Here is a 26,795-nt window from a genome sequence, read left to right as displayed (position 1 = left end):
GCTCGTGCGTAATTTTATATTAATTTAAAAAAGAAGAAAAATATGATAAATATTACATTTCCAGATGGTTCTATAAAAGAGTTTGAAAAGGGTGTTAACTCATTACAAATTGCAAAGTCTATATCTCCTGGTTTAGCTAAAGCGACCGTGGGAGTGTATATAAATGGTCAGTTAAGAGATGCTAAAGATATAATAGAGAGTGATTGTGAGCTAAAACTTATTACGACAAAAGACTCTGAGGGGTTAGAGATCTTACGTCATTCATGTGCTCATCTTTTAGCTCATGCTGTTAAAGAACTGTATCCTGCGACAGAAGTTACTATAGGACCTGTTGTTGATAATGGTTTTTACTATGATTTTTCTTTTAAAGAGAATATTGGTGAGTCAGATCTTCCAAAGATAGAGAAGAAGATGAAAGAGCTTGCTAAAAAGGGTGCTCCCGTTAGCTATAGAGTCGTTTCTAAAGATGAAGCAATAGAGTTTTTTAAAGCTCAAGGTGAAAACTATAAAGTTGATATTATCGATAGTATTCCAGCAGATCAGCAGATTAAAATCTATACGCAAGGTGAGTTTAGTGACTTATGTCGTGGTCCTCATATCCCAAGTACATCAGTTATAAAAGCATTTAAATTGACTAAACTAGCTGGAGCATATTGGCGAGGTGATTCTAGTAATGAAATGTTAACTAGAATTTATGGTACTTGCTGGGCTACAAAAGAAGATTTAGAACAATATTTACATATGCTAGAAGAAGCTGAAAAGCGTGATCATAGAAAAATTGGTAAAGCTTTAGATCTATTTCACTTTCAAGAAGACTCTCCAGGAATACCATTTTGGCATGATAATGGTGTGAGAATTTGGCGTCAAGTGGAAGACTATATGCGCGCTTCTAATAATAAATATGGTTGTAGTGAAATTAGAACTCCTTTGATTGCAGATTTTAGTCTATGGGAAAAGTCTGGTCATGCATCAAAGTATGCTGAAAACATGTTTGCTACTAAATCTGAGAATAGAGATTTTGCAATTAGACCAATGAACTGTCCTACTTGTGTACAGGTATACAATACAAAACTTCATAGCTATAGAGATTTGCCTGTTAGAATGGCAGAATTTGGAATAGTGCATAGAAATGAGCCATCAGGTTCTTTACATGGATTGTTAAGAGTAAGAAGCTTTACTCAAGATGATGGTCATGCTTTTTGTACGCCTGAGCAAGTTGAAGAAGAAGTTATCCTAATGGTTAAGCAATGTTTTGAAGTTTACAAAGATTTTGGCTTTAATGATTTTGATGTCAAAATTGCTCTAAGACCAGAAAATAGAATTGGTGATGACGAGACTTGGGATAAGTCTGAGCAAATGCTTAAGAATGCTTTAGAAGCTAATGATGTTAGCTATGAATTGTTACCAGGTGAAGGAGCTTTTTATGGACCTAAGATAGAGTTTCATTTAAAAGATGCCATTGGCAGAAGCTGGCAATGCGGAACAATACAGTTAGACTTCTCTATGCCTCAAAGACTTGGTGCTACTTATATTGATAAAAATGGCGATAAGCAAGTTCCTGTAATGTTACATAGAGCTATAGTTGGTTCTTTAGAGAGATTTATTGGTATGCTTATAGAGCACTATGCTGGTAATTTACCATTATGGCTAACTCCTACTCAAGCTGTTGTAACTGGAATTAGTAATTATCAAGATGAATATTGTAGAGAAGTCTTTGAAACTCTAGAAAAAAATGGTATTCGTACTAAAATAGACTTGAGAAATGAGAAAATAGGGTTTAAAATACGTGAGCATACTCTTTTGCGTGTTCCTTACCTTGTTATCCTTGGTAAAAATGAACAAGAGCAAAAGGTTGTAAACATAAGAAAACATAATGGTGAGGCTCTAGGACAAATAACTGTGGAAGAGTTTTGTGTTTTTTTAAAAGAACAAATTGAAGCTAAAAAATAATAATTTCTGTGGAGGAAAAAAGTTATTAAGACGGATAAAAAAGCACCTATAAATGAGCAAATTAAAGCTAAAGAGGTGCGTCTAGTTGGTGTTGATGGAGAGCAAATCGGAATTGTATCTATCAATGAGGCTTTAACATTAGCTGAGCAGGCTGATGTTGATTTGGTTGAAATGGTAGCAAATGCTAAACCACCAGTTTGTCGTTTGATGGACTATGGTAAATACTTATTTGAACAAGGTAAGAAAAAAGCACAAGCTAAAAAGAACCAAAAACAGACACAGGTAAAAGAAGTAAAACTTAGACCAGTGACTGATGTAGGGGACTATCAGGTAAAACTACGCAACCTGATAAAGTTCTTAGAAAAAGGCGATAAAGTAAAAGTTACGCTGAGATTCAGAGGTAGAGAAATGTCACACAAAGAATTAGGTATGGAAATGCTTAAGCGTATGGCAAACGATGCTGCTGAACACGGTGTAGTGGAACACCAACCTAAAATGGAAGGTCGCCAAATGATTATGGTTTTAGGACCAAAGAAAAAGTAGTAAATAAAAATAACAATTAATACAATGCGGAGTATTTAAAAATGCCTAAGTTAAAAACTAAGAGTGGTGCTGCTAAGCGCTTTAAAAAGACTGGTAAAGGTGGTTTCAAACACCGTTGTGCAAATCGTGCTCATATCAACACTAAAATGACAACTAAAAGAAAACGTCATTTAAGAGGTATGAATCAAGTAGCTAAGGTCGACGCACCTAGCTTAGTTCAACAAATGCCTTACGCATAGTATTGAACCTAGATTTGTTTATCAATTTTTAAAGTGGAGATTAAATTATGTCAAGAGTAAAAAGAGGCGTAACAGCACGCGCACGTCATAAGAAAGTTTTAAATCAAGCTAAAGGTTACTACGGTGCTCGTTCAAGAGTATACAGAGTAGCTAAACAAGCTGTAATTAAAGCAGGTCAATATGCTTATAGAGACCGTAAAGTTAAGAAAAGAACATTTAGATCACTTTGGATCGTTCGTATTAATGCTGCTGCTAGACAACACGATATTAGCTATAGCCAATTAATTAATGGTCTGAACAAAGCTGGTGTTGAGCTAGATAGAAAAGCATTGGCTGAATTAGCAGTATACAACAAAGATGCATTTGCTGCAGTTGTAGAGAAAGCAAAAGCTGCTTTAGCTTAATCTTTATATAACACATTCTAATATTTCATAAAATCTAAGTGAAACACATAAATCCACTACTTATAAAAAGATTATTTCTTGTATTTTTTTTTAGTTTTGGAGTCTTTCTATTTTTTATTCTAAACGGCTATAAGTATTTTGATCTTAAAGAGCTTCAAGCAGCGTATAATAGAGCAGATCTATATGTTAGTGAATATATGACTATGTCTATTTTTATATATGCGATAACATATATATTAGCTGTTTTTTTTTCAATACCAATTAAGCCTTTTTTAAAAATATTAGGAGGGCTTTTGTTCGGTTTATGGTTAGGTTTTATAGTCTCTCTGTTTGCTGCAACTATAGGTGCTACAATGACTTTTTTAGTTATAAAATATAGTTGGGGAGAGAGTTCAAATCACTCTAAAATTAGGATTATTTCTAAATTTAAATCTCTTGTAGTTAAGCATCCTATTTTAGTACTGTTTGTTGCTAGATTAACACCGATACCTTTTTTTATACCTAATGTTTTAGCAGCTATATTAAAGGTTAGAAATAGTATTTTCTTTTTTACTACTTTCTTTGGAATTATACCTTTTACATTTATATATGTTTGGTTTGGAGTACATCTAAAAAGTGCAGTATTAGAAAATACAGTTGATAGTTTTGTTGATTATAAGTTTATATTGGCTGTAAGCATATTAGGAATAATGTCTTTGTTGCCTTTTATATTTAAGACTTACTATCATAAAAAGAAAAAATAGCAAATATTTAAGCGTATTTTGTTAAGCCTTTTATTTTATAAACTTTTAGCTTAAGGTAACGTACTAAAGATTTATCCTGAACATGTAAGACTTCTTTTGCATTTTTTGGTTTTACTTTATCGATATCTATTATAGATCTATTTAACATTAGGCCATGAGTATGAGTCAAAAGTTTATTTTTATTAGCAAAAGGATTATGATAAAGTACAGATGATAATTCCTTATTAACTTCTGTTAGTCTTTTATCATCAGGATTGCTAACTACCCCCATAATAGCAAAGTTTACATCATTGTCTTCATATTTTTTTTCATCATAATAATTTTCTGAATTACTAAAGATATTCTCTTGATTTATAGGAGCTTTAGTTATTGCTTCAGCATTAATTGTAGAGAATTGTACACAACCGACCACAGCAAAAGGTCCCTTCAATTGTTTATATATATGCTTGTATATATCAGCTAGAGAATATTCTTTGTCAAAAGAAAAATACTTAACATAGTAGTTAATAGGTGTATTTTTAGGAATAAGAAAAATACCCGTTGTAACGAATTCGGGGCCCCACATTAGAGGATCTCTTTCTGTGCGACTTATATCTGTTCGTGAAGAATAAATCATATTATTAAGTAAAATACACTCACCTAGGTTATAAACACTTTGAGGCGAGCCAAGTTCAAAACCATAATCAAAATCACTAGCAAGAAAACGCTTGTGTTTTAGTTCTTCTGGAACTATGCCTTGGATGACATTATCAACATGGCCAATATATGCTAGAGTTTGAGCGTTATCATTTTGCTTTTCTAAAAAAATCATAATTAATTACCTAAATTTTCCTCATGCGCTTTAACAAATAAGTCAATATTATCAGAATAATCTATCTCTATATCGATTATAGTGGGTTTATCAATGTTTAGGGAATTATTATATACCTTTGTAATATCCTCAGGTTGTTTTATCTGATCTCCATTAGCACCAAAAGCTTCGGCAAATTTTGGTATATCAATCTTTCCAAGTTCAACAGCAGATTCTCGCTTATATTTCATCACTTGTTGTTCTTTTACCATGTCATAACTACCATCTCTCCAAACAAAATGGATAATATTAATATTTTCACGAATTGCAGTTTCTAGTTCCATTGCTGAAAATAAGAAACCGCCATCACCAGAAATACTAATAACTTTTTTATTTGGATTAGCTAGTTTAACAGCTATTGCCCAAGGTAGCCCAACTCCTAAGGTTTGTTGTCCATTACTAAAGAGCAACTGATGGGGTTTATGAGATATTAGATATCTAGCTAGCCACATATATACAGTTCCAACATCACAACAAATAATAGTATCATCGTCGATAACTTTATTAAGTTCATATATGAATCGTAAAGGATGGATGGTATTATTTTTACCAATTTTATTTTTACCCTGTCTGATTTTGTCAAAGAGCTCATCTTGAAGGTTTTTATATGAATGAATACTAATATCTATTATGTGTTTTGCTAAACTTTTAACGTTTTCTTTTATATTACCGAGTAGCTCGCACTCAGGTTGATATGTTGTATGTATATTTGCAGGGTTATAATTTATATGAATTATCTTTTTGGATGAGTTCTCATTCCAAATTTCTGGATCATATTCACATAGATTAAATCCTACAGTTATTACTAAATCAGATTTTTGAAGTAGCTTATCACCTGGCTGATTTTTGAATAACCCAACTCTACCATAAAAGCAAAACAGAAGATCTTTAGGGATAACTCCTGCTCCTTGATAAGTTGATATTGCAGGAATTTGATATTTGCGTATAAGTTTAATAATATCTTCTGTGTTTTCAGGTCTTGATGCTTCTTGACCTAAGAGTAGAATAGGTTTTTTAGCATTTGCAATATATTGACAAGCTTTTTCAATTGCTTGTTTATTTGCATGACCATAATTGATTTTTAGCAAATTAGAGCATGGTTTAGCTTGAGTTTGGTTGGTAAGTATATCTTGCGGAAGACTTATAAAGCATGCACCAGCTTGAGGCGATGTTGAAAGCCTAAAAGCATTAGCTATGGCTTCGGGAATTATATCTGCAGTTGTTACTTCAATAGATGATTTTGTAATACTCTCAAGAAGCTTTACATTATCAGTATTTTGATGAGTTTCTCTAAACTTCATATTTAACGGAACGTTACCTCCTAGGGCAACAATAGGATCACCTTCTGTATTTGCTGTTAGAAGGCCAGTAGCTAAGTTTGCTACGCCAGGACCTGATGTAACTAAGACAACCCCTGGTTTACCCGTAACTCTACCATATGCAGCAGCCATAAAAGCAGCGTTTTGTTCATGCCTACATAGTATGACTTTAATGTTTGAATCTACTAGAGCATCAAAGACTGCATCAATTTTTGCACCGGGTATACCAAAGACATATTCTACATTTTGACTTTCTAAACATTTAACAACAATTTGAGCCCCTGATAACATAGTAATTTCCAGAAATAATTAACTAATACATAATAAGATAACTTAAAATAAATATATATACTATAGACAAGTTTATTTTAAAATTTAGAAAGGAATGCTGATATGCCTAAATATAGTTTTATGGATGATTATAGTGAGGGGTGTCATCCTAATATTCTTAGAGTATTAAATGATACTAATTTGATTCAACAAACGGCTTATGGTAATGATGAATACTCAAGTCAGGCAAAAGAATTAATATGTAAACATCTTAATAAAGATAGTACGGATGTATATTTTGTAGCAGGAGGAACTCTTGCCAATTTGATATGTATTTCAAGTATTTTAAAGCCATATGAAGCTGTAGTTTCTGCTAGTAGTGGGCATATTGCTTTACGAGAGGCTGGAGCAATTGAAGCGACAGGACATAAGATTATTTCAGTTTTTTCAGATAATGGAAAATTAATCCCCAATGATATTGAAGAGGTACTTAAAAGCAATTCTCATGCCCCACATATGGCAAAACCTAAATTAGTATATATATCAAATTCAACAGAACTTGGAACTATATATACAAAAGCTGAGTTACAAGAGTTATCAAAAGCATGTAAGCGTAATAATCTATTATTATTTATTGATGGTGCAAGATTAGGAGCTGCCTTGACAGCTAAAGATAATGATTTAACTTTAGCTAATATTGTAGAATATGTAGATATATTTTGGATTGGTGGAACTAAAATAGGTATTTTATTTGGCGAGGCTATAGTTATTCCAAATAAAAGGCTAGCTTATGAATTTGATTTTAATATTAAACAACGCGGAGCTTTGTTAGCAAAAGGTAGAGTTTTAGGGCTTCAATTTAGAGAATTATTCTCTAATAATCTTTTCTTTGATCTAGCTATTTATGCTAATAAAATGGCAGAAAAGCTTTCACAAGCAATAATTGACGCTGGTTTCAGATTATTACAACCTACACAGAGTAATCAGGTTTTTGCTATTTTTCCAAATACTCTAATAAAAGCTCTTCAAGAGAAGTTTTCTTTTTTTGTTATGGATGAAATCGATGAGCAAAACTCAATAGTACGACTAGTTACTTCTTGGGCTACAATAGAGGAAAAAGTAGATGATTTTATAAAGGAAATAATTAAATGAATAGTAGGGTGGTCTATATGAGAATAAAACATATAATTAATGCAAAGGTTAATAATATCGGTAGCTTAGAGGTTAAACGAGTTTTACCAACAGCAAAGCAAAGAATGGTTGGTCCATGGATATTTTTTGATCATTTTGGTTCAGTTGAATTATTGGCTGGTGATTGTATGGATGTTAGGCCACATCCTCATATTAATCTGGCAACAGTTACGTATTTATTTGAAGGAGAGATTTATCATAGAGATTCATTAGGGACTGCTAAGTTGATATTGCCAGGAGAAGTAAATCTTATGGTAGCAGGTAAGGGGATAACACATTCTGAACGTGAAAGAGATGAAATTAAACTAAAAAAGCGTATTCTTCATGGTATACAACTTTGGTATGCTTTACCTGAATCTTATGAAGAGGTTGAGCCTGCTTTTTATCATTATTCTAGTGAGGAGTTACCAGAGTTTAATATTAATAATATAAGCTTTAAACTTTTAATTGGCGATGCTTATGGCTATAAATCTCCAGTAAAAACATATAGTCGAACTTTATATCTTGAGATCAATACTCCTAAGGCTAGCTCTATTACATTACCAGCTGAAGAAGAGTTAGCTATCTATGTAATTAAAGGTAAGATCGAGTATGATAAAAAGATTATAGAAAATCACACGATGCTTGTGATAGATAGTGAGGAAATGTCTAAATTAACTGCTTTGTCTGATTCACAGATTATTATAATTGGCGGAGATAAACTTTCTCATAGATTTATTGAATGGAATTTTGTTTCAAGTAGTAGAGAAAGAATTAATCAAGCAAAAAATGATTGGGTAAATGGTAAGTTTAAAAAGGTATATGGTGATGAGAAAGAGTTTATCCCACTACCAAAATAAAAGATTAAAAGCTCTCAATCTCGCCATTTTTCTTAGCCATAATAACAGTATCAGCGGGTTTAAGAGCAAAAATGCCATTAGTTACAACACCTGTGATTTGATTTAACTCAGTTTCAAATTTTAAAGGGTTGTCAATTTTTAGATTATATACATCTAGGATAACATTACCATTATCTGTAACTGTTTGTTCTCTATATACAGGTTGACCACCTAACTTAACTATTTCTCTAGCAACATAGCTTCTAGCCATAGGTATAACTTCAACAGGAAGAGGGAACTCACCAAGCGTAGTTACTTTTTTAGACTCATCAATAATACAGATGAATTTTTTTGCAGCCGCAACACATATTTTTTCACGCGTAAGGGCAGCACCACCGCCTTTGATAAGCTCTTTGTGGTTATTACATTCATCTGCACCATCAATATATAAATCAATATCTCCAGCATAGTTAAGATCAACAACTTCAAAACCTAACTCTTTAAGTTTTTTTGTTGAGTCTTCAGAACTTGATACAACCGCTTTTATTTTGTCTTTATAATTTACCAGTTCTTGTATAAGAAAACCAACAGTGCTTCCTGTACCAACACCTAAAGTGATTTCTGATTTTATATATTTTGCAGCTTCAATAGCAGCAGCTTTTTTTAGATCATCTTGATTACTTTTTTTATTAAAAAACATTTTAAAATTTTCTCTGATTAAGTATGTTACTAAAAATACTTCCTTTTACAATGTATATAATTATACATGCAAGAGTAGCTATGAATTGCCACATTATTGACATTGGTAAAAATATATAGCCGATAGCTACAAATATACAGATAAAAGGAATCACTATACGCAATATTATATTAAATAAAGGTGAAAGTTTTGTACCAGAATACTTTAAAATTTCATAACTTAATTTTTGAGCATCATAAATCCAACCAATAATGAAAACATCAAATAGGAATAAAAACATTATTAAAAGGTGAAGCCCAAACATATCAGAAAAGTCTATATATGCTATTCCTGTTTCAATAAGACCAATAGTCATTATCAAAGGAATTATTAAAAAAAGCAGTTTTGTATAGATGTTATTTCCTAATCTATAGATATATTTTAAAGCAGAGATAAATACCACAAGGTTTAATGTTGTAAATACAACTTCAAGTAATAAGTAGTATGTTGGTGAATTTGCTTTAACAATCTGAAATACCAGTTCTATTGGCATTGATTCATGAGGTTGTAGATAGGTTCTATAGTTACCCAACATTGAATATATTGTTATGCATATAATAAATGAGAAAACAATATTATAAAAAACGCTTTTAAAAGATGCGACTTTAAGCTTTTTATAATCGTTATCAACTATATTTATTAAGTTTTTATAAAATGCTATAGATATAAAGTTACTTAATATTGCATATACTAATGCAAGACCAAGCATACTACGTAACTGTTCAGTGCTTTGATAATTTAATTGAAATAGGAAATCATAAATACCATTTATACTTTGTGGCAAATAGATAACCATCAGCATTAAAACTATAACTAAGTATAAAGATATATGAGCTGCTGTTTTAAGTAAATTATTAAGATTTATCTTTTCTAGGTTAGCTAAAACAAATAATATAAATATAACAATGAAAACAGCTGATAGTGACGAATAAATTGGTAAGTCTGTATCAAATTTTAAGCTTGCATCACTAAGTTTATCAATAGCAGGAATATTATCAAAAAAGTCTAAAACATATGTCGACATATTAAACATTACTAATGAAACTAAAAGAATCATCGCACCAGCAAGTAGAATACTTATAGGTTTAAGTTTTGATGTTCCAGTAATTTTTGCGATTAAGCTGCTATGTGAACCTATCTCAGGTAAAGTTTTTTGTAAATATATAGCAACTAAATTCATTGGGTAGCAAAGTAATATTAGAAAAGCTATATAAGCATAAAAGAACTCAAGTCCATTATACTTAAAAACATTTGTAAAAAAACTAAAGCTAAAACAAGTAGCTGTTGAAACAAGGCCTATAACTAAAGGAGTTGATGTTTGCTTAATATTCATTTATTTTCCTAATTTTTTAGTTTATTGCGCAGTAGTTTCCACGAAAAGTTATATTTTTAATAATTTTTGTATCTTTATTTACAGATACCCATGTTGTGCACATTAGGGCTCCAAACTGTACAAATTGAGGGTTCCTATTTGCCATAATTAGACTATTCATAGGATTACCAGCTTGTTGCATTGAGCCTGCATTTATAGCTTTCCTAACATAAACATATGTTTCAATATCTGGGTTTGGCGCAACCTGAATTACATTTTGAGGATAACCAAACTCTTTTATATATCCTTGGATACTTTTACCGATCCATGCTTTTTGCTGATCTATATATTTTTGTCTAGTAGCGCATGAAAATAGAGTAGCTATCAAGCAAGTAAGAAAAAATATTTTAAAAACTCTTTTTGTCATAGCTACTCCTACTATTTTATAAATCCAGTCTTTTTCATGTAAATAGTTAACAAAGATATAGCAGCAGGTGTAATACCTGGTATCCTTGATGCCTCACCTAATGTTGTAGGTTTTTGTTCAGTGAGTTTTTGTAAGACTTCATTTGATAAGCCATTAACTTGGGAATAGTCAAAGTCTAGAGGTATTGGTTTTTGTTCAAAAACTGATAGTTTTGCTATGTCTTTACTTTGACGTTCTATATATCCTGAATATTTAGCTGAGATTTCTATTTGTTCTATCACAGCTTCATTATTTAGATCTAAGTTTAACTCAGGTATTTGCTGAAGTTTCCTATAATCTAGTTCTGGACGTTTTAATAAATCAAAAAGTGTACTTTCTCGAGTCATCTTTTTATCTAAGAACTTTTCTAAGTCTCGAGCTTTTTGTGTTTGAGGTCCTATCCAAGTATTTTTCATCATTTTGATATTTTCATTGATAGCATTTTTCTTATCAAGGAAGTACTTTTCATCTTCTGAATTTAAAAGACCAAGCTCACAAGCAGCATCTGATAGACGTAAATCAGCATTATCTTCACGTAGTATAAGTCTATATTCGGCACGAGATGTAAACATTCTATATGGTTCTTTTGTTCCTTTAGTAATAAGATCATCGATAAGAACACCAATATAACTATTTGCACGAGTTGGATACCATGATTTATCACTATCAAGACTTATGGCAGCATTAATACCCGCAACAAGACCCTGAGCTCCGGCTTCTTCGTAGCCTGTGGTACCATTTATTTGGCCTGCAAAATATAAATTTTTAATGTATTTAGTTTCTAAGGTTGGTTTTAAATCTCTTGGATCAAAAAAATCATACTCAATTGCATATCCTGGTCGCATAATAAAAGCGTTTTCAAAGCCTTTTATTGAACGGATATATTCACACTGAACTTCAAATGGAAGGCTTGTTGATAGACCATTTGGATATAACTCTATACTATTTAAACCTTCTGGTTCAACAAAAACTTGGTGTCTTTCTTTATCTGCAAATCTAACAACTTTGTCTTCTATGGATGGACAATAACGAGGTCCAATTCCTTCAATTAGTCCACTATACATAGCAGATTTATCAAGGTTACTAGTTATAATCTCATGTGTTTTAGGATTTGTATAGGTTATATGACAAGGAACTTGCTCGGGATGGTTTATTTTATCTTTTGAAAAAAATGAAAAGTAAGGTGCTGGATTATCGCCAGGCTGAGTATCCATTACACTAAAATCAACCGATCTTCTATCTATGCGTGGAGGAGTTCCTGTTTTAAGTCTATCAACTCTAAAAGGTAGTGCTCGTAGACGTTTTGCTAAAGCGTTTGAAGGTTGATCTCCTGCGCGACCACCAGAATTTGATACTTTACCGATATGTATTTTACCACCAAGGAAAGTACCAACAGTTAGAATGACTTTCTTAGCTTTAAATGTAATACCAGTTTTTGTTATTGCGCCTGTAACAATATCATTATCAACAACAAGGTCATCGACAGAATCTTGGAAAATTTCTAAGTTTTCTTGATTATTAATTAAAGAGTTTATCGCTTTTCTATATAAGACCCTATCAGCTTGAGCTCTAGTTGCTCTGACTGCAGGACCTTTACGAGAGTTAAGGGTTCTAAATTGGATACCGGCCATGTCAATAGCTTTAGCCATGATACCACCCATAGCATCTATCTCTTTAACTAAATGTCCTTTACCAATACCGCCAATGGCAGGGTTGCAAGACATTTGGCCAATAGTATCAATGTTATGTGTTAGCAAAAGAGTTTTTGCACCTACTCTTGCAGCAGCGGTAGCTGCCTCAACACCTGCATGACCACCACCAACAACGATAACATCATAAGTATTATTATAAATCATATTTAAATATAAGCACATTTTATATTATTTTTATCAATTAAGATTTTACTACATTTTATTATAAAAATAACTACCTTGGTGATATTAATTAGCTAACTTTTACAATATAATTTTAATAAGTTTTTAGTTTTTTAAAGTAGATCTATAGTGCTTCTTAGGCTTAATGAAATTTATCATAAATATACAGATCAAGATCCTACTAGAATTTTTCGTAATGCAGCATTAAAATCTGCACTAATATTGTTTGCTTTTTTGACAATAACTATATTTTTAGAAGTTAATAAAAATGTCATAATTTTGGGAATTTTATTTATTGCTAATATGACAGCAGCTATATTAACTGGAAGTATTGAGTCAAAGAAAAAGGCATTTTTTTTATATGTATTCTTTTCTGTGATAGCGATAAATGCTTCACCTTATGTACATGTGATTTTAGATAAGAATATCTTGTTATTTTTGCCTATTATCTTCGTAGCATTTTGGATGCGCCGATTTGGCGAAGCTTTTTTAATTTTTCCAGTTATGCTTGTTATTATGATGAGTATTTGCTTTTTTAGGTTCCCTTTGGAAGCAGATAAGCATATTGAGTTTACTTTAACGGCTTTTTTAATTGTTATTGCTTTTTATATTTTGATTATAAGCCAATATAAAGTTATGACTTATAGTGAAATGCAGATAATAATAGACAGCTTTTTTAAAACTTTTAATAAGAGCTACATTGAAGAGTTTGAAAATGTCAAATATCGTAATTTTACAAAGGCTAAAATAATGAGATTTAGCCAAGAAAAGATGAAAACTATAACTTCTTTACAGAATCATGGACTTATGTCTTTAAAAAGATCAGATCATGAGCGTTGGCGATACTTTTGTCATAATATAATACTTTTAAACAGGCTGTTTGAGAAGTTTATACTTGGCTATAAAAAGATTAGTTTGAAATATATGAGTTTAGCTTTTAATGAAACAAAACAAGAGCAAGCTCTTATAAGTAAATTAGAGGGACTATTTAAGGAGACTATTGTACTAACTAATTATGTAGTTTACGATGAAAAGATATTAGATAGAAAAATTTCCAAAGTGGTTGCTCTACAGTCTGATTTTAAAAACGTTTATACAAGTAAGTATCTTGATAATAGAGATAAAACCAAATTACTATTTGATAGTATTTTGCTGTTAGAAAATATGTTAATTGGCTTACAAAATATAAAAGAGGCTTATTTTGAAATTATTGAAAATCAGGTCTAACTTATCTGATACAACTTTATTAGCAGTAAGAGTTTTGATAGCTACAGCTATAGGCTTATCATTTTCTTATGTGCTTTTTACTTTGATAGGTCAAAATGAGTTTTTAGTAAGGATATATTGGGTAGTTATTGCTATAGCAAGTGTATCAGCAAGTAGCAGTACAAATGTTATATACACAAGGGCAAAGTATATAATTATGTTTTGTATTCTAGGAACTTCATTTGGATCAGCAATACTTTTCCTAATACAAAAAGACATTCATGGCGATTTTTATTTTCTTACAGTTGCTATTTTGTGCATAATAGGACTCTGCTTAAATATGTATACAGCATTTCTAAATTATGCGACTAGCGTGTTTTTTATTCATATCTACATTGTGATGTTTTTTGGTCTATTAGAAAGTTGGAGTAAATATACGTTTTTAGCTAGAGTATTGTGTATCCTGATTGGAACATCAAGTATTGTATTAGTTACATATCTTACACGAGGACGTAAGTTCTTGCATATCGTTGTTAAGGAAATGGAAGATTCATATCTGAGATTAAAAAATATAGTTGAAAACATTGATAACACTATATCAAACCGTGAGATTATGCCACTGATAGAAAGAAGTATTAAATTAAATGATTTACTGTATGATGCAAAGTATGAGTTCTTAAGCAAGGAAAATTATCGTGAATGTAAAAGGGTTTTGTTACTTATGGATGAGTTATTATTGAGCTTAAGAAGCTATCGTGTTTTAGATCTTAAAAGAGAAAATTATGCACCTGATTTATATAAAGATATGAATGAATATACTAGAGAAAAAATTAAAAGAAATTTCAAAAACATAACTATTAGATATCAAAGGTTAACTAAAAAAGGTTAGTTCTAAACAATTTAAGTCAATAATTCAGAATATTTTTCATTAAAGTTTTGCTTTATATATTTAATCAGTGAGCTTATTCTCTTAAGTTGATATTTTACAGGTAGCGATACTATAGATAACTGCGTAGTTTCGGTATATTCAGGAAGTATTTCAACTAGATTTTTATTTTTAATATCAGATTCTACATATATGTCTACTAATCTAGTAACACCGAGACCTAATAAAGCAGCTTGTTTCATTATTCTACCGTTAGTAACATGAATACCATTATTATGGATGTGTAGTGTGTAGTTATCTTTATCTGAAATAAAAGACCATTGTTTAACACTTCCATAAATTAAAGGAACTTTTTCAAGTTGTCTTGGGCATGTAATTTGACCATATTGTTTTATAAAATCATTGCTGGCAATATATTTTGTTGAGACTTTTCGTAGTGGCGATATTATCAAATTTGAATCAGGTAAATTGCCCATGCGAATAACTAAGTCATAATCACTATCTAAAAGATTTATTCGATTGCTTGAAAAATCTAGATGTATATTTATGCCTGGGTTTTGTTGTTGAAACTTAAGTAATATAGGAGCTATTACATCTTCGCCAATAATACCACCTACACAGTTTATATTAATACTTCCATTTAATTCGCTATTTTCTTGTGTAGCAAGTTGTGTTGCTATATCTAAATCATAAAATGCTTTTTTACATTTTTGATAATACTCTCGTCCTATTTCGGTAAGTCGAACATGTCGCGTACTTCTATATAGAAGCTGGACTTTTAACTGACTTTCTAAGTCCTTTATACTTTGACTAAGGTTTGATTTAGCAATACCAAGTATATCTGCTGCTTTAGTAAAGCTTTCTTGTTCAGCCACATAAATAAAAGATTGAATACCTCTCCATTGGATATTGTTCATTATTTCATAACAATGTTTTATGATTATTGGTATTTATTAGTCTAATAGCTTTCTATAGAATTTACAATCAACAAAACGATACAAAAACAAGTTAATTAAAAAGGAGAAATAAAATGACAAAATCATTAGTAGTAATAACAGGAGCTAGTTCAGGAATCGGTGCTGCAATTGCTAAGCGTTTTTCAGAGGCAGGCCATTCACTTTTACTTATCGGTAGAAGAATAGAAAAGATTCAAGAGTTAAACCTACCTAATACAATGATTCGTAAAGTAGATGTAACAGATTCTCAAGCTTTGAAAGCAGCTATAAAAGATGCTGAAGCTGAGTATGGACCTGTTGATTGTTTAGTAAATAATGCTGGATTAATGCTTCTAGGTCAGGTTGACACTCAAGACCCAATTGAATGGCAAAAAATGTTTGATGTAAACGTATTAGCTCTACTTAATGGTATCCAAGCAGTGTTGGGTGATATGAAAGCTAGAAAAAATGGAACAATTATAAATGTAAGTTCTATAGCAGGTAAAAAATCATTTCCAAATCATGCTGCTTATGTTGGTACAAAGTTTGCAGTTTCTTCTATGAGTGAAAATGTGCGTGAAGAGGTTGCAGATGATAATGTAAGAGTTATGACAATTTGTCCAGGGGCTGTTGAAACTGAACTTTTAAGTCATACAACTTCTGATAAAATTAAAGAAGATTATGAGAGCTGGAAAGAGTCTATGGGCGGTGTATTAGTTGCAGATGATATAGCTAGAACAGCTATGTTTATGTATAGTCAGCCTCAAAATATTAATATCCGTGAAGTAGTAATTGCTGCAACTAGACAGCCGGCTTAATTATTGCTTGAGTTATCTTGGAGAGATTTATAGATTTTATTTAGAACTACAGGAATCTCTAAAAATGCTCTAACTAGACCTAAGCTAATAGAGAATTTTAGCAGATAGACTATACCTGTAATAACAAAAGTATCTGTAGATATTACTCCAAGCTTGAACATACTACTTAACACATACAAATGTAATACTAGAAATGCTGTTATTAAGACAAAAATAATTTTAAATAGATTGCTTATATATTTTTCTAGATCAATATTTGAAAAGTTAAATAAATTAATAGCGCAACACTTAAGTTTCATAAAACGACTCCTTTGTTTTTTCAATCAATTATTACTATATATAATTTACCAATATTGTATCATTTTTAAGTTTTTTTATCTTGGATTAATTTTTTTAAATTAATAAGCCTAAATAAATGGTTTATAAAATGAATATTTTGCTTAGCTAATTATTTCAATTAACTAACTGTAAAGATATGTTAAAATCGTAGAATTGAAATAAATTAAAAGTAATATTAGATAGCCCATATATTATGTTTGATAATCAGACTTTCTTATTCTATGACTTAGAGACAAGTGGTATAAATAACTCATTTGATCAGGTTTTACAGTTTGCCGCGATTCGGACAGACTTGGATTTTAATGAGATCCAAAGGTTTAATTTTTTTGTTAAACTAAACCCAGATACTACTCCATCACCTATGGCGACAATCACTCATCATATCTCGATTGCCCAAGCAAATACTGGGATATCTGAATATGACGCAATTCGAAAAATTCATAAAATAATAAATACTCCAGGAACTATTAGTATTGGTTATAACACTCTTGGTTTTGATGATGAGTTTTTAAGGTTTGCTTTTTATAAAAATATGTTGCCACCGTACACGCATCAATTTAAGAATAATTGCTCAAGAGCTGATTTATTTCCAATAGTTGCTTGCTATAGTGCTTTTTTCAAACAAGGACTAAAATGGCCTAAAGTTACAGATGATGAAGGCCAGCAAAAAATATCTTTAAAATTAGAGAATCTAAATCAAGAAAATAGCCTTTATAGTGGTGGTAGAGCTCATGATGCGATTACAGATGTAATTGTCACTGTAGAGCTTGCTAAAAAATTAAAATCAACAAATCCAAAAATGTGGCAATTTTTATTGGATAAGTTTAATAAACAAAATGATGAGAATACTTTATCTCAGTTAGATGTTGGTGTGGAAATAGGAGACCATGAGTATAGGCAGGCTATAGCTATAAGTGGTATTTTTGGTTCAAAAAATAATTTCACATCGGCAATTTTAGATTTAGGTCAGCATAGACATTATAAAAATCAAGAAATATTCTTACGTTTAGATAGTTATCTTTTTAGTGAGTTTATAGAAGAGTTTGGTAGTTTAGAGGCTGAGTATTGGCGTTTGACGATCAATAAAAAGTGGGGTGATATTCCATTAATTTTGCCTGCAAAGACACGCTTTGTAGGCAAGCTACCACAAGAAAGGTTAGAGCTTATTAAAGCAAATAAAGAATTTATAAAAAATAATCCTAAAACTTTTGCTAACTTTGTTGATTATGTATTGGAATATAAATATTCAGAGATTGAGAATATTGATGTGGATGCTGCTATTTACCAAAGTGATTTTATGACTAGTGCTGATGAGAGAGGTTGTGATAAGTTTCACAGTTCTGCTATATATCAAAAAGCCCAGATGCTTAATCAATTACCAGGTAAGTTCTATGATAGAGCAGTGCGTATAATTGGTAGGTTAGATTTCTCAAAATTACCTGAAAAATCTCAAATGGAATTTCAAGAGTACCTTAATAAAATTGTAAGTTTGGATAATGATGAGTTGTTAGTAGATCATCGTGGCAAGACTCGTAAGACATTAGAAGATATTTATCAAGAAATGCAAGATGTTCGAATCAATAAAGATCTGACAGAAGAGCAACAAGCTTTGTTATACGAATTAGAAGAATATTTGTTCTAAAGAAGTATCTAATTTTTGATATATATGAGGAAAAATAATAATGGTTAAACATCAAACGCAAAAACATCCTGTTGCTTTACCAGTCTGCTTTACTACTGAAATGTGGGAAAGATTTGGCTATAAGATTCTTTTAGGATTGTTGGTATTTGTATTATTAAAAAGATTTGGTTTAGATGATTCTCAAGCAGCTGTTATAGTAGGAGGATTTACAGGTCTTTTATATATAACATCGATAATAGCAGGATATATAGCAGATAAGTTTATTGGTTATTATAGATCTGTTTTATTAGGTGGTGTTATATTAGTAATAGGTTATGTAATTTTAGCGATAGCTCCTTCATTACTAATTTTAAGTCTTGCTCTGGGCTCTATTAGTGTAGGTACCGGGCTTTTAAAATCAAATATCTCTAGTTATTTAGGGGTTTCTTATGAAAAAGGAGATCCAAAAAGAGATAAAGGATTTACTATTTTTTATTCCGGAATAAATATAGGTTCGATGCTTGGTAATTTCACAGCCGGTTATTTTTATGAGCATTTTGGTAGTATTGTTAGTTTTTTTATTGCAGCATCAGGAATATTGCTAGGGACAATAATATTTTACTTTGGATTCAAGTTAGCAAATCTTAAGCCAGTCAAAACAAATGTAAAATTAAATGATTGGCTAAAGTCTTTAGCTTTTGTATTTATCAGCATACTAATTGCTACATTTGTAATATATAACCCTAATTTCTCTGTTATATTTTTTATTGCTGTGACACTTGCTAGTGTCTTTGTAATTATAAAAATAAGTAAAGATGATCAAAACCAACTTAAAAAAACAATAGCATATCTATTATTTCTAGCTATAGCCATAATATTTTGGGGTATATACAACCAGATGTTTTTATCCATGAATTTGTTTATAAATAGGTTGGTAGAGCATAGCTTTTTGGGTATACCGATGACGACACAATCATTTATTATTGCAAATAATGTTGGAGTTATATTATTTGGGTTTTCTGTTATTAAGTTATGGAACTATCTAGATGATGTGAAAAAATATATTTTAGGGATGTTTTTACTCTGCTTTGTATTTTTAATAGTCGTTATAGGGATTCATACATCAAATCAAATGATGAAAATAGCAGGGTACTGGGTGATACTTGCTTATCTAATGTTGTCTTTAAGTGAGATCTGTATATCTCCTATAGGGTTATCATTAGCTACGAAATTAGCTATGAAAAATAAATTTGGCATTTTTATGGGATTATGGCTAGTTTCAAGTGGTATAGGTGGCTTTGTTGCTGGTATTATTGCAAAATTTGCGGCTATTAATAGTAGTAAGCATTTGGGTATAGCAGAAATGAAATCTATATATAGCCATGCTTTTATGATTTATATATTAATAGCTATTTTTGCATTTATTATGACAATTGTTATAGGGAAAGTTATCAATAGGTTACTTGACTAATAGCAGGTTTATTAATATTTATTAGGATAAATATATTTAAATAATCTTTAATACAAGCTTTAAAAAGAAATGGATAAATTCAATTTAGTAACAAAATATAGTCCAAGTGGCGATCAGCCAGAGGCGATACAATCTCTAGTAGATGGGATTAACAATGGCTTGCATCATCAAGTTTTATTGGGGGTTACAGGCTCTGGTAAAACTTATACAATGGCAAATGTAATTCAGCAGACTCAAAAACCATGTCTAATTGTTGCTCATAACAAAACTTTAGCAGCACAATTATATTCTGAATTTAAGCAGTATTTTCCTGATAATGCTGTTGAGTATTTTGTCTCTTATTATGATTATTATCAGCCAGAGGCTTATGTTGCTGCATCTGATACATATATAGAAAAAGACTCATCAGTAAATGAGCATATTGAGCAAATGCGTTTATCTGCGACAAAAGCTATTCTAGAGCGAAATGATGTAATAATTGTCGCAACAGTTTCTGCAATTTATGGTTTAGGTGATCCTGAGCAGTATATGCAAATGCTCTTGCATTTAAAAGTAGGTGAGGAGTTAGGGCTTAAAAAAGCTCAAACAAAGCTAATAGAGATGCAGTATTCACGTAATGATATGGATTTTAGTCGCGGAAGTTTTCGTGTTAGGGGTGAAATATTAGATATATTCCCAGCAGATTCTGAAAAAGATGCTATTAGAGTAGAGTTCTTTGATGATGAAATAGAGGCAATTAGTATTATTGATTCATTAACTTCAAAAAAGATAAAATCTATCCATAGAGCAACTATATTTCCAAGTACTCACTATGTAGCCTCTAAAGAGCGTAAAGAAATCGTAATAGAGGAAATAAAAAAAGAATTAAAAGAAAGAGTCAAATATTTTGAAGAAGAAGGTAAGCTTCTTGAGGCTCAAAGAATTGAGCAAAGAACAAAATATGATATTGAAATGATTCAAGAGCTTGGCTATTGCACAGGTATTGAGAATTATTCAAGATTGCTTTCCGGTCGTGAACCAGGAGATCCACCACCTACACTAATAGATTATTTACCAGAAAATGCTCTTGTAATAGTTGATGAGTCTCATGCAACACTGCCTCAGTTTGGCGGTATGTATAAAGGTGATTTATCTCGTAAGTCAAATCTTGTTAATTATGGTTTTAGACTACCATCAGCTTTAGATAATAGACCATTAAAGTTTGATGAATTTGAAAAGCTTTTACCCCAAACAGTTTATGTTTCGGCAACTCCAGCAAACTATGAGTTAGATAGGTCTGAAAATACTGTTGAACAAATTATTCGTCCAACAGGATTACTTGATCCTGAGGTTTTTGTCCGTCCTGTTGCAATACAGGTTGAAGATGCTTTATCTGAGATAAATAAAGCAATTGCCAAAGGTGAAAGAGTACTAATTACAACTTTAACTAAGAAAATGGCAGAAAACCTTACTGAGTATTTATCTGAGCATAGTGTTAATGTTAGGTATTTACATTCAGATATAGATACAGTTGAACGTGTGCAAATTATTCATGATTTGCGTCATGGTGTGTTCGATGTGCTTGTGGGGATAAATCTTTTGAGAGAAGGCTTAGATATGCCAGAAGTTGGCGTGCTACTTATTTTTGATGCAGATAAAGAAGGTTTCTTACGTTCTGAAAAATCACTTATACAAACCATTGGTAGGGTCGCGAGAAACCAAAATGGTCGAGCAATTCTATATGCAGATGTAGTCACCAAGTCGATGAAAAAAGCCATGGATGAAACTTTGCGCCGGCGTCAACTTCAGGATGAATATAATAAAAAACATAATATAACACCTAAAACTATTATTAAAAATATTGATGATATGCTTGATAGTTCACCAGAGATACAAAAACGAGCATATAAAAATAATTCGCGTTTAAAGGTTGATGATGTTGATGTTTCGGCTATACTAGGTATGACAGAGGCTAGTAAGGTTATTAAAGCTTTGGAAAAGCGTATGCGTGCTCATGCAAAAGAGCTAGAGTTTGAAAAAGCAACCTTAATTAGAGATAAAATATCTGAAATAAAACAAAAGTTTATTAATTTATAACTCTTAAGAAGAAGTAATTATTATATTATGGCAATAGAAAGTAAATTAAAAAAAGATCGGCTTTTTTTGCGTTTTACTTGGGCAAGGTTAAGGAACTACTTGATCAGGGCAAAAAAAAGCTTATATTCATCGATTATACTTTGTGGTTTAATTGTGGGTGTTGATTTATATTTAGGTAATGTTGAGTTTGTAACTCAATCCTTACAAATTGGTTTTACCCTAGCAGTTATCTTATTTATATTTTTCTTTTTAATAACAAAGGATGACAACCCTGTTGATATTATTATTTCTGGTGCAGAAGGTGAAACTACAGTTTTAGATGAGTTAAAAAAATTAGATAATAATTTTGTATTGTTCAATAGAGTTGTTTTGCCGGATCAAAAATCTACTGTAGGAAATCGCGAATTAGACTTTATAGTAATATCACGTAAAGGTATATATATTGTTGAGGTGAAAAATAATCGTGGCTATATCCAAGTTGAGAATATGGCTGAAAGATGGCAAGTTTCAAAAACCTCGCAGAATAATAAAGTATATGCAAAAACTATAAAGAATCCAATCAGACAAACATTTGCTCAGAAAAAGGTATTGCAAACTTATTTGTATAAACAAAGAATCTATATAAAAGGTATACCAGTTGTGACCATTGTTATTTTTGCAAATGATGATGCTCAATTGAGTGAGAATTTTATTGCAGATGATGCAAACCAGGCAGTATTACCTTTAAAGAATTTATTACCGTTTATTAAAGCAAAAGAAGAATACTTGGAGAAAATTCCATCTCGCTCACGTAAGAAAATCATTAGAAAGCTTGAGAAAAAGTAATGCAAAATAACAGGCCTATAGGTGTCTTTGATTCTGGTATAGGAGGTTTAACTGTTGTTAAAAACCTAATGGAAATATTGCCTAATGAAAATATTATTTATTTTGGTGATATTGCAAGGATTCCCTATGGTACTAAGTCACGAGCAACTATTCAAAAGTTTGCAGCCCAAACAGCAAAATTTCTGATTGCACAAGAAGTTAAAGCTATAATAATAGCCTGTAACACAATATCAGCACTTGCTAAAGATATTGTTCAGGATATTGCTAGAGGTATCCCAGTTATCGATGTTATAAGTGCTGGAGTTAGCCTAGTTAATGATCTAGATACTGTAGGTGTTATTGCTACACCCGCAACAATAAATAGTAATGCATATGCATTGCAAATCCATAAAAATAATCCTGAAACAGAAGTTTATAGTACGCCTTGTGGGCTATTTGTGTCAATGATAGAAGAGGGGTTTGTTGAAGGGCAAATAGTTGAGTTAGTTGCAAAGCAGTACCTTGAGTATTTTAATGATAAAGATATTCAGGCACTTATTTTAGGTTGTACACATTATCCTATTATCAAACAAAGTATATCTGATATTTTAAGTGTTGATTTGATAGATCCTTCCCTGCAAGCTAGCAAGATTCTAAAGGAATTACTTATAGATAGTAGTATTTTAAATACATCTAAATTAGATCCAGAATATAGATTTTATGTTACAGATATCCCAGTTAAATTTAAAGTTGTGGGTGAGATGTTTTTACAAACACAGATGCAATATCTTGAAATAGTTAATTTAGACTTTTAATAAATTTTCATAGTTTTACCACTTACATTCTTGACATAGTCTTAGAGATAATATTTACTTTAGTCTTGAAGCACAGGGGTGCATAGTTTATTTAACTATGCTGAGAGGATTTTTTCTAACCCTTTGAACCTGGTCTAGTTAGTACTAGTGTAGGAAGTGTAATTTGATTTTGATTATAACTACTTATATCTATAGTTGTATCAATTATATTCTTAATACTCATCTACCTATACTAGTTTGAATTGATAAAATAGGAGATGAAAATGAATAACTCTAAAAATCAAGATATTCAAACTAATACAGAAAAATCAACGCTATCTATAGAGTATTTTAGTTCTGAGAAGTGTTATATTGAATATCCAAGTAAACCAATAAAAGTTCCATTTAGAAAGATTAAACAAACTGACACTAACATAAATGGAAATATTAATAAAAACCCTGATATCTTTATATATGATACTTCTGGTGAGTATTCTTCAGAAACTCCAGTTAATATAGAAAAAGGTTTAAGTAGGCATAGGCTAGAGTGGCTTGAGCAAAATAAAGATATAGATCAGTTAGATAGTTTCACTTCAGAATATACAAATTCTCAGTTTAAAGAAGAAAGGTTGAACTTTAAAAATAGACATATTCCTCTTAAGGCAAAGAAAGGTAAGAACGTATCACAGATGCATTATGCTAAAAAGGGTATCATAACACCTGAAATGTATTACGTTGCAATGAGGGAAAATATCCTAAGAGCAAATCTTCACCTTGATAGTGAGTATAAAAATCAACATCAAGGAATATCTTTTGGTGCAAACATTCAAAAAGAAATCACTCCAGAGTTTGTTCGAGATGAAATAGCAGCTGGTAGAGCCATTATTCCAGCAAATATTAACCATCCTGAGTTAGAGCCTATGATTATAGGTAGAAACTTTTTAGTCAAAGTTAATGCAAATATTGGTACATCAGCAGTGACATCATCAATGTTAGAAGAAGTTGAAAAAATGGTGATATCCATAAAGTGGGGTGCTGATACTGTAATGGACCTTTCAACAGGTAAGCATATTCATCAAACACGCGAGTGGATTATCAGAAACAGTCCAGTACCAATAGGTACAGTTCCAATTTATCAAGCCTTGGAGAAAGTTAATGGTAAAGTTGAAAATTTAACTTGGGAAATTTATCGAGATACATTGATTGAACAAGCTGAACAAGGCGTTAGTTATTTCACAATTCATGCTGGGGTTAGAAAAGCATTTGTAACATTAGCTAGTAATCGGATCACAGGCATTGTTTCACGAGGTGGATCAATCTTGGCTAAATGGTGCTTACATCATAATAAAGAAAACTTTTTATATACTCATTTTGAAGAGATTTGTGAGATTATGAAAGCATATGATATAAGTTTCTCACTTGGTGATGGGTTACGACCTGGGTCTATAAATGATGCAAATGATAGTGCTCAATTATCTGAGTTAAGAACTCTAGGAGAGTTAACTAAAGTTGCGTGGCAACATGATGTGCAAGTTATGATAGAAGGTCCTGGACATGTGCCAATGCAGCTTATCAAAGAAAATATGGATTATGAACTAAAAGATTGCTTTGAAGCTCCATTTTATACTTTAGGTCCATTAGTTACAGATATAGCTCCAGGGTATGACCATATCACATCTGCGATAGGTGCTGCACAAATAGCTTGGTATGGAACAGCTATGTTATGTTATGTAACACCAAAAGAACATCTTGGATTGCCAAATAAAGATGATGTTAGAGAGGGTATTGTTACTTATAAACTAGCTGCACACGCTGCGGATCTTGCTAAGGGTTTTCCAGGAGCTCAGATTAGAGATAATGCTTTATCAAAAGCAAGGTTTGAATTTAGGTGGGAAGATCAATTTAATTTAGGTCTAGATCCTGAGAAAGCTAGATATTTTCACGATCAAACGCTACCTAAAGAAGGACATAAATTTGCGCATTTTTGCTCAATGTGCGGACCTAGCTTCTGCTCTATGAAGCTTTCTCAAGATTTAAAGAACTTAGAACATACAAATGAGTAATATAGCAATTCTTGGATCTGGTGTAATGGGTCGAGTCTTGGCAGTATCTTTAGCTAAGACTTATCCTGAATTACAGATTGATATATATGATAAAGGTTCGAGTTATAAACATAGTTGTAGTTATTGTGCTGGGGGCATGTTATCGCCATTATCTGAGCTTATTAGCTGTGAAAAGCATGCTTATGAGATAGGGCATAATAGTTATGAGCTATGGAGCAGTTTAAATAGCTTTATTAATAAGCACTTAAATACTACAAGTAGGTTTGTAAAAAAAGCAAGTACTTATGTAATAGCTCATAACCAAGATAAGTATGAGTTAGATCTTGCGATTAGAAACATTAATTTAAGGGTCAATAAACTATCTAAGTCTCTAAGTCAAAAGGCTCATACAGATTTTAAAGTCTGTGATAAACAAAATATTCTTTCTAAAGAGCAAGGGATATGTCTATCTAATAGTATTAATGATAATGTAATAAAACTTAATGAAGCTTTAGTCAATGTGCTAGGGTTTCTTAAGTTGTCTGATCAGTTTTTTAAAGAGTATAAAAATATAAAAACTCTAAAATTATCCAAAGAAGACTTTTATGAAAACAAACTTGACGCGAGTTATCAACAGATATTTGACTGTACTGGTTTTATGAATAATCAACTAAATACCCTATATGGATCTAGAGGTGAGGCTATAGTCGTAAAGGCTACTAGTATTAAGTTAAATAGTGTCATTAGATTATTACATCCACGCCACTCTATTTATCTGATCCCAAGAGGAGATGGTATTTTTTACATAGGAGCTACATCTATAGAGAGTCATGATTACTCTGAAATTTCAGTTCAAGGTACTTTAGAACTTCTTAGCTCATTAATGATAATAGATAAGCGTTTTGCTGAGGCTAGAGTTATAAAAACATTAACTAATGTTCGTCCGGTAAGTAGTGATGATATGCCGATATTGAAGAGTGTTGGAAAGACAATATATTTAAATGGATTATCAAGACATGGATATTTATTTGCTCCAGCATTAGCTAATAAAGTGATACAACAATTTAGTAATTTTTAGAGGTGAA

Annotated in this window: 25 protein-coding genes and 1 riboswitch; of the genes, 17 read left to right on the top strand and 8 right to left on the bottom strand. The window is 31.4% G+C overall.

The features are described from left to right. Nucleotides 1–42 precede the first annotated feature (42 nt). The 5 genes from thrS to F7310_RS06660 are packed head-to-tail and all read left to right on the top strand — an operon-like array spanning nucleotide 43 to nucleotide 3,879. Nucleotides 43–1,950 carry a threonine--tRNA ligase gene (thrS, locus tag F7310_RS06680; protein ID WP_072712701.1) on the top strand — a complete coding sequence of 636 codons (1,908 nt, stop codon included), beginning with the start codon at nucleotides 43–45 and terminating at the stop codon, nucleotides 1,948–1,950. Nucleotides 1,951–1,956: 6 nt separating this feature from the next. Continuing rightward, a complete protein-coding gene (gene infC, locus F7310_RS06675) occupies nucleotides 1,957–2,493 on the top strand; it encodes a translation initiation factor IF-3 (protein WP_084645205.1) in 537 nt (178 codons plus the stop codon). A gap of 41 nt (nucleotides 2,494–2,534) precedes the next feature. Further along, nucleotides 2,535–2,732 carry a 50S ribosomal protein L35 gene (gene rpmI / locus F7310_RS06670; protein ID WP_072712699.1) on the top strand — a complete coding sequence of 66 codons (198 nt, stop codon included), beginning with the start codon at nucleotides 2,535–2,537 and terminating at the stop codon, nucleotides 2,730–2,732. A gap of 47 nt (nucleotides 2,733–2,779) precedes the next feature. Continuing rightward, entirely contained in the window at nucleotides 2,780–3,136 is a 357-nt protein-coding gene (gene rplT / locus F7310_RS06665) for a 50S ribosomal protein L20 (RefSeq protein WP_003025545.1), read from the top strand. A 38-nt stretch (nucleotides 3,137–3,174) separates the two neighbouring features. After that, nucleotides 3,175–3,879 (top strand): TVP38/TMEM64 family protein, encoded by a 705-nt coding sequence (locus F7310_RS06660; RefSeq protein ID WP_084645202.1) that lies wholly within the window; start codon nucleotides 3,175–3,177, stop codon nucleotides 3,877–3,879. Between the two features lie 7 nt (nucleotides 3,880–3,886). Here the strand turns inward: F7310_RS06660 and F7310_RS06655 are convergent, their stop codons facing one another. Then, nucleotides 3,887–4,690: a hypothetical protein gene (locus tag F7310_RS06655; RefSeq protein ID WP_072712697.1), complete on the bottom strand. Its 804-nt coding sequence runs from the start codon at nucleotides 4,688–4,690 to the stop codon at nucleotides 3,887–3,889. A 2-nt stretch (nucleotides 4,691–4,692) separates the two neighbouring features. Beyond that, entirely contained in the window at nucleotides 4,693–6,339 is a 1,647-nt protein-coding gene (alsS, locus tag F7310_RS06650) for an acetolactate synthase AlsS (protein ID WP_072712696.1), read from the bottom strand. A 102-nt stretch (nucleotides 6,340–6,441) separates the two neighbouring features. Between alsS and F7310_RS06645 the strand changes: the two genes are divergently transcribed. Further along, nucleotides 6,442–7,470: a threonine aldolase family protein gene (locus tag F7310_RS06645; RefSeq protein ID WP_072712694.1), complete on the top strand. Its 1,029-nt coding sequence runs from the start codon at nucleotides 6,442–6,444 to the stop codon at nucleotides 7,468–7,470. A 17-nt stretch (nucleotides 7,471–7,487) separates the two neighbouring features. Next, nucleotides 7,488–8,348, top strand: a complete 861-nt coding sequence (locus F7310_RS06640; RefSeq protein ID WP_084645254.1) for a pirin family protein — start codon at nucleotides 7,488–7,490, stop codon at nucleotides 8,346–8,348. A gap of 4 nt (nucleotides 8,349–8,352) precedes the next feature. Here the strand turns inward: F7310_RS06640 and rpiA are convergent, their stop codons facing one another. From rpiA to mnmG, 4 genes are read right to left on the bottom strand one after another with little or no spacing between them, the layout of a single operon-like run. After that, on the bottom strand, nucleotides 8,353–9,027 hold the full coding sequence (gene rpiA, locus F7310_RS06635) for a ribose-5-phosphate isomerase RpiA (RefSeq protein ID WP_072712691.1): 675 nt from the start codon (nucleotides 9,025–9,027) through the stop codon (nucleotides 8,353–8,355). Between the two features lies 1 nt (nucleotide 9,028). Further along, a complete protein-coding gene (locus tag F7310_RS06630; protein ID WP_072712689.1) occupies nucleotides 9,029–10,399 on the bottom strand; it encodes a hypothetical protein in 1,371 nt (456 codons plus the stop codon). 16 nt (nucleotides 10,400–10,415) lie between these two features. Next, entirely contained in the window at nucleotides 10,416–10,805 is a 390-nt protein-coding gene (locus F7310_RS06625; protein WP_072712688.1) for a hypothetical protein, read from the bottom strand. A gap of 11 nt (nucleotides 10,806–10,816) precedes the next feature. After that, a complete protein-coding gene (gene mnmG / locus F7310_RS06620; protein WP_072713557.1) occupies nucleotides 10,817–12,700 on the bottom strand; it encodes a tRNA uridine-5-carboxymethylaminomethyl(34) synthesis enzyme MnmG in 1,884 nt (627 codons plus the stop codon). Nucleotides 12,701–12,847: 147 nt separating this feature from the next. Here mnmG and F7310_RS06615 point away from each other — a divergent pair, with 147 nt between their 5' ends. Together F7310_RS06615 and F7310_RS06610 are read left to right on the top strand one after the other, a co-directional pair. Next, nucleotides 12,848–13,945 carry a hypothetical protein gene (locus tag F7310_RS06615; RefSeq protein ID WP_072712687.1) on the top strand — a complete coding sequence of 366 codons (1,098 nt, stop codon included), beginning with the start codon at nucleotides 12,848–12,850 and terminating at the stop codon, nucleotides 13,943–13,945. Beyond that, nucleotides 13,920–14,813 carry an FUSC family protein gene (locus tag F7310_RS06610; RefSeq protein ID WP_236939854.1) on the top strand — a complete coding sequence of 298 codons (894 nt, stop codon included), beginning with the start codon at nucleotides 13,920–13,922 and terminating at the stop codon, nucleotides 14,811–14,813. Before F7310_RS06615 ends, F7310_RS06610 begins: the two co-directional genes overlap by 26 nt. Nucleotides 14,814–14,824: 11 nt before the next feature. Here F7310_RS06610 and F7310_RS06605 read toward each other — a convergent pair whose 3' ends face one another. Then, the gene (locus F7310_RS06605; RefSeq protein WP_072712685.1) at nucleotides 14,825–15,727 is read right to left on the bottom strand and encodes a LysR family transcriptional regulator; all 903 of its coding nucleotides are present in this window, start codon (nucleotides 15,725–15,727) and stop codon (nucleotides 14,825–14,827) included. Nucleotides 15,728–15,840: 113 nt separating this feature from the next. Here F7310_RS06605 and F7310_RS06600 point away from each other — a divergent pair, with 113 nt between their 5' ends. Further along, nucleotides 15,841–16,563, top strand: a complete 723-nt coding sequence (locus tag F7310_RS06600) for an SDR family oxidoreductase (protein WP_072712684.1) — start codon at nucleotides 15,841–15,843, stop codon at nucleotides 16,561–16,563. Here F7310_RS06600 and F7310_RS06595 read toward each other — a convergent pair. Continuing rightward, the gene (locus tag F7310_RS06595; protein ID WP_072712682.1) at nucleotides 16,560–16,862 is read right to left on the bottom strand and encodes a hypothetical protein; all 303 of its coding nucleotides are present in this window, start codon (nucleotides 16,860–16,862) and stop codon (nucleotides 16,560–16,562) included. The two genes, F7310_RS06600 and F7310_RS06595, sit on opposite strands and share 4 nt — an antisense overlap. Before the next feature lie 233 nt (nucleotides 16,863–17,095). On the opposite strand from F7310_RS06595, the gene F7310_RS06590 reads away from it, so the two are divergent. From F7310_RS06590 to F7310_RS06560, 7 genes are all read left to right on the top strand, one after another. Further along, a complete protein-coding gene (locus F7310_RS06590; protein WP_072712681.1) occupies nucleotides 17,096–18,544 on the top strand; it encodes an exodeoxyribonuclease I in 1,449 nt (482 codons plus the stop codon). 40 nt (nucleotides 18,545–18,584) lie between these two features. Beyond that, a complete protein-coding gene (locus tag F7310_RS06585; protein ID WP_072712679.1) occupies nucleotides 18,585–19,994 on the top strand; it encodes a peptide MFS transporter in 1,410 nt (469 codons plus the stop codon). 69 nt (nucleotides 19,995–20,063) lie between these two features. Further along, on the top strand, nucleotides 20,064–22,070 hold the full coding sequence (gene uvrB / locus F7310_RS06580; RefSeq protein ID WP_072712677.1) for an excinuclease ABC subunit UvrB: 2,007 nt from the start codon (nucleotides 20,064–20,066) through the stop codon (nucleotides 22,068–22,070). A 27-nt stretch (nucleotides 22,071–22,097) separates the two neighbouring features. Then, entirely contained in the window at nucleotides 22,098–22,895 is a 798-nt protein-coding gene (locus F7310_RS06575) for a nuclease-related domain-containing protein (RefSeq protein WP_072712676.1), read from the top strand. Continuing rightward, complete coding sequence (murI, locus tag F7310_RS06570; protein ID WP_072712674.1) at nucleotides 22,895–23,689, top strand: glutamate racemase; 795 nt, start codon at nucleotides 22,895–22,897, stop codon at nucleotides 23,687–23,689. The genes F7310_RS06575 and murI overlap by 1 nt, the downstream gene beginning before the upstream one ends. A 64-nt stretch (nucleotides 23,690–23,753) precedes the next feature. Then, nucleotides 23,754–23,862, top strand: a riboswitch (TPP riboswitch). A gap of 90 nt (nucleotides 23,863–23,952) precedes the next feature. Next, the gene (thiC, locus tag F7310_RS06565) at nucleotides 23,953–25,731 is read left to right on the top strand and encodes a phosphomethylpyrimidine synthase ThiC (RefSeq protein ID WP_072712673.1); all 1,779 of its coding nucleotides are present in this window, start codon (nucleotides 23,953–23,955) and stop codon (nucleotides 25,729–25,731) included. Then, entirely contained in the window at nucleotides 25,724–26,788 is a 1,065-nt protein-coding gene (locus tag F7310_RS06560) for an FAD-dependent oxidoreductase (RefSeq protein WP_072712671.1), read from the top strand. The genes thiC and F7310_RS06560 overlap by 8 nt, the downstream gene beginning before the upstream one ends. Nucleotides 26,789–26,795: the final 7 nt, after the last annotated feature.

Source organism: Francisella uliginis (assembly GCF_001895265.1).
In the GTDB taxonomy this organism is placed as follows: domain Bacteria; phylum Pseudomonadota; class Gammaproteobacteria; order Francisellales; family Francisellaceae; genus Francisella; species Francisella uliginis.
This window is presented reverse-complemented; position numbering and strand designations above follow the sequence as displayed.

Coding starts and splice junctions, on each gene's coding strand:
- thrS (WP_072712701.1), top strand. CDS start 43: ATGATAAATATTACATTTCCAGATGGTTCTATAAAAGAGTTTGAAAAG.
- rpmI (WP_072712699.1), top strand. CDS start 2,535: ATGCCTAAGTTAAAAACTAAGAGTGGTGCTGCTAAGCGCTTTAAAAAG.
- rplT (WP_003025545.1), top strand. CDS start 2,780: ATGTCAAGAGTAAAAAGAGGCGTAACAGCACGCGCACGTCATAAGAAA.
- F7310_RS06655 (WP_072712697.1), bottom strand. CDS start 4,690: ATGATTTTTTTAGAAAAGCAAAATGATAACGCTCAAACTCTAGCATAT.
- alsS (WP_072712696.1), bottom strand. CDS start 6,339: ATGTTATCAGGGGCTCAAATTGTTGTTAAATGTTTAGAAAGTCAAAAT.
- F7310_RS06645 (WP_072712694.1), top strand. CDS start 6,442: ATGCCTAAATATAGTTTTATGGATGATTATAGTGAGGGGTGTCATCCT.
- F7310_RS06640 (WP_084645254.1), top strand. CDS start 7,488: ATGAGAATAAAACATATAATTAATGCAAAGGTTAATAATATCGGTAGC.
- rpiA (WP_072712691.1), bottom strand. CDS start 9,027: ATGTTTTTTAATAAAAAAAGTAATCAAGATGATCTAAAAAAAGCTGCT.
- F7310_RS06630 (WP_072712689.1), bottom strand. CDS start 10,399: ATGAATATTAAGCAAACATCAACTCCTTTAGTTATAGGCCTTGTTTCA.
- F7310_RS06625 (WP_072712688.1), bottom strand. CDS start 10,805: ATGACAAAAAGAGTTTTTAAAATATTTTTTCTTACTTGCTTGATAGCT.
- mnmG (WP_072713557.1), bottom strand. CDS start 12,700: ATGATTTATAATAATACTTATGATGTTATCGTTGTTGGTGGTGGTCAT.
- F7310_RS06605 (WP_072712685.1), bottom strand. CDS start 15,727: ATGAACAATATCCAATGGAGAGGTATTCAATCTTTTATTTATGTGGCT.
- F7310_RS06600 (WP_072712684.1), top strand. CDS start 15,841: ATGACAAAATCATTAGTAGTAATAACAGGAGCTAGTTCAGGAATCGGT.
- F7310_RS06595 (WP_072712682.1), bottom strand. CDS start 16,862: ATGAAACTTAAGTGTTGCGCTATTAATTTATTTAACTTTTCAAATATT.
- F7310_RS06590 (WP_072712681.1), top strand. CDS start 17,096: ATGTTTGATAATCAGACTTTCTTATTCTATGACTTAGAGACAAGTGGT.
- F7310_RS06585 (WP_072712679.1), top strand. CDS start 18,585: ATGGTTAAACATCAAACGCAAAAACATCCTGTTGCTTTACCAGTCTGC.
- uvrB (WP_072712677.1), top strand. CDS start 20,064: ATGGATAAATTCAATTTAGTAACAAAATATAGTCCAAGTGGCGATCAG.
- F7310_RS06575 (WP_072712676.1), top strand. CDS start 22,098: ATGGCAATAGAAAGTAAATTAAAAAAAGATCGGCTTTTTTTGCGTTTT.
- murI (WP_072712674.1), top strand. CDS start 22,895: ATGCAAAATAACAGGCCTATAGGTGTCTTTGATTCTGGTATAGGAGGT.
- thiC (WP_072712673.1), top strand. CDS start 23,953: ATGAATAACTCTAAAAATCAAGATATTCAAACTAATACAGAAAAATCA.
- F7310_RS06560 (WP_072712671.1), top strand. CDS start 25,724: ATGAGTAATATAGCAATTCTTGGATCTGGTGTAATGGGTCGAGTCTTG.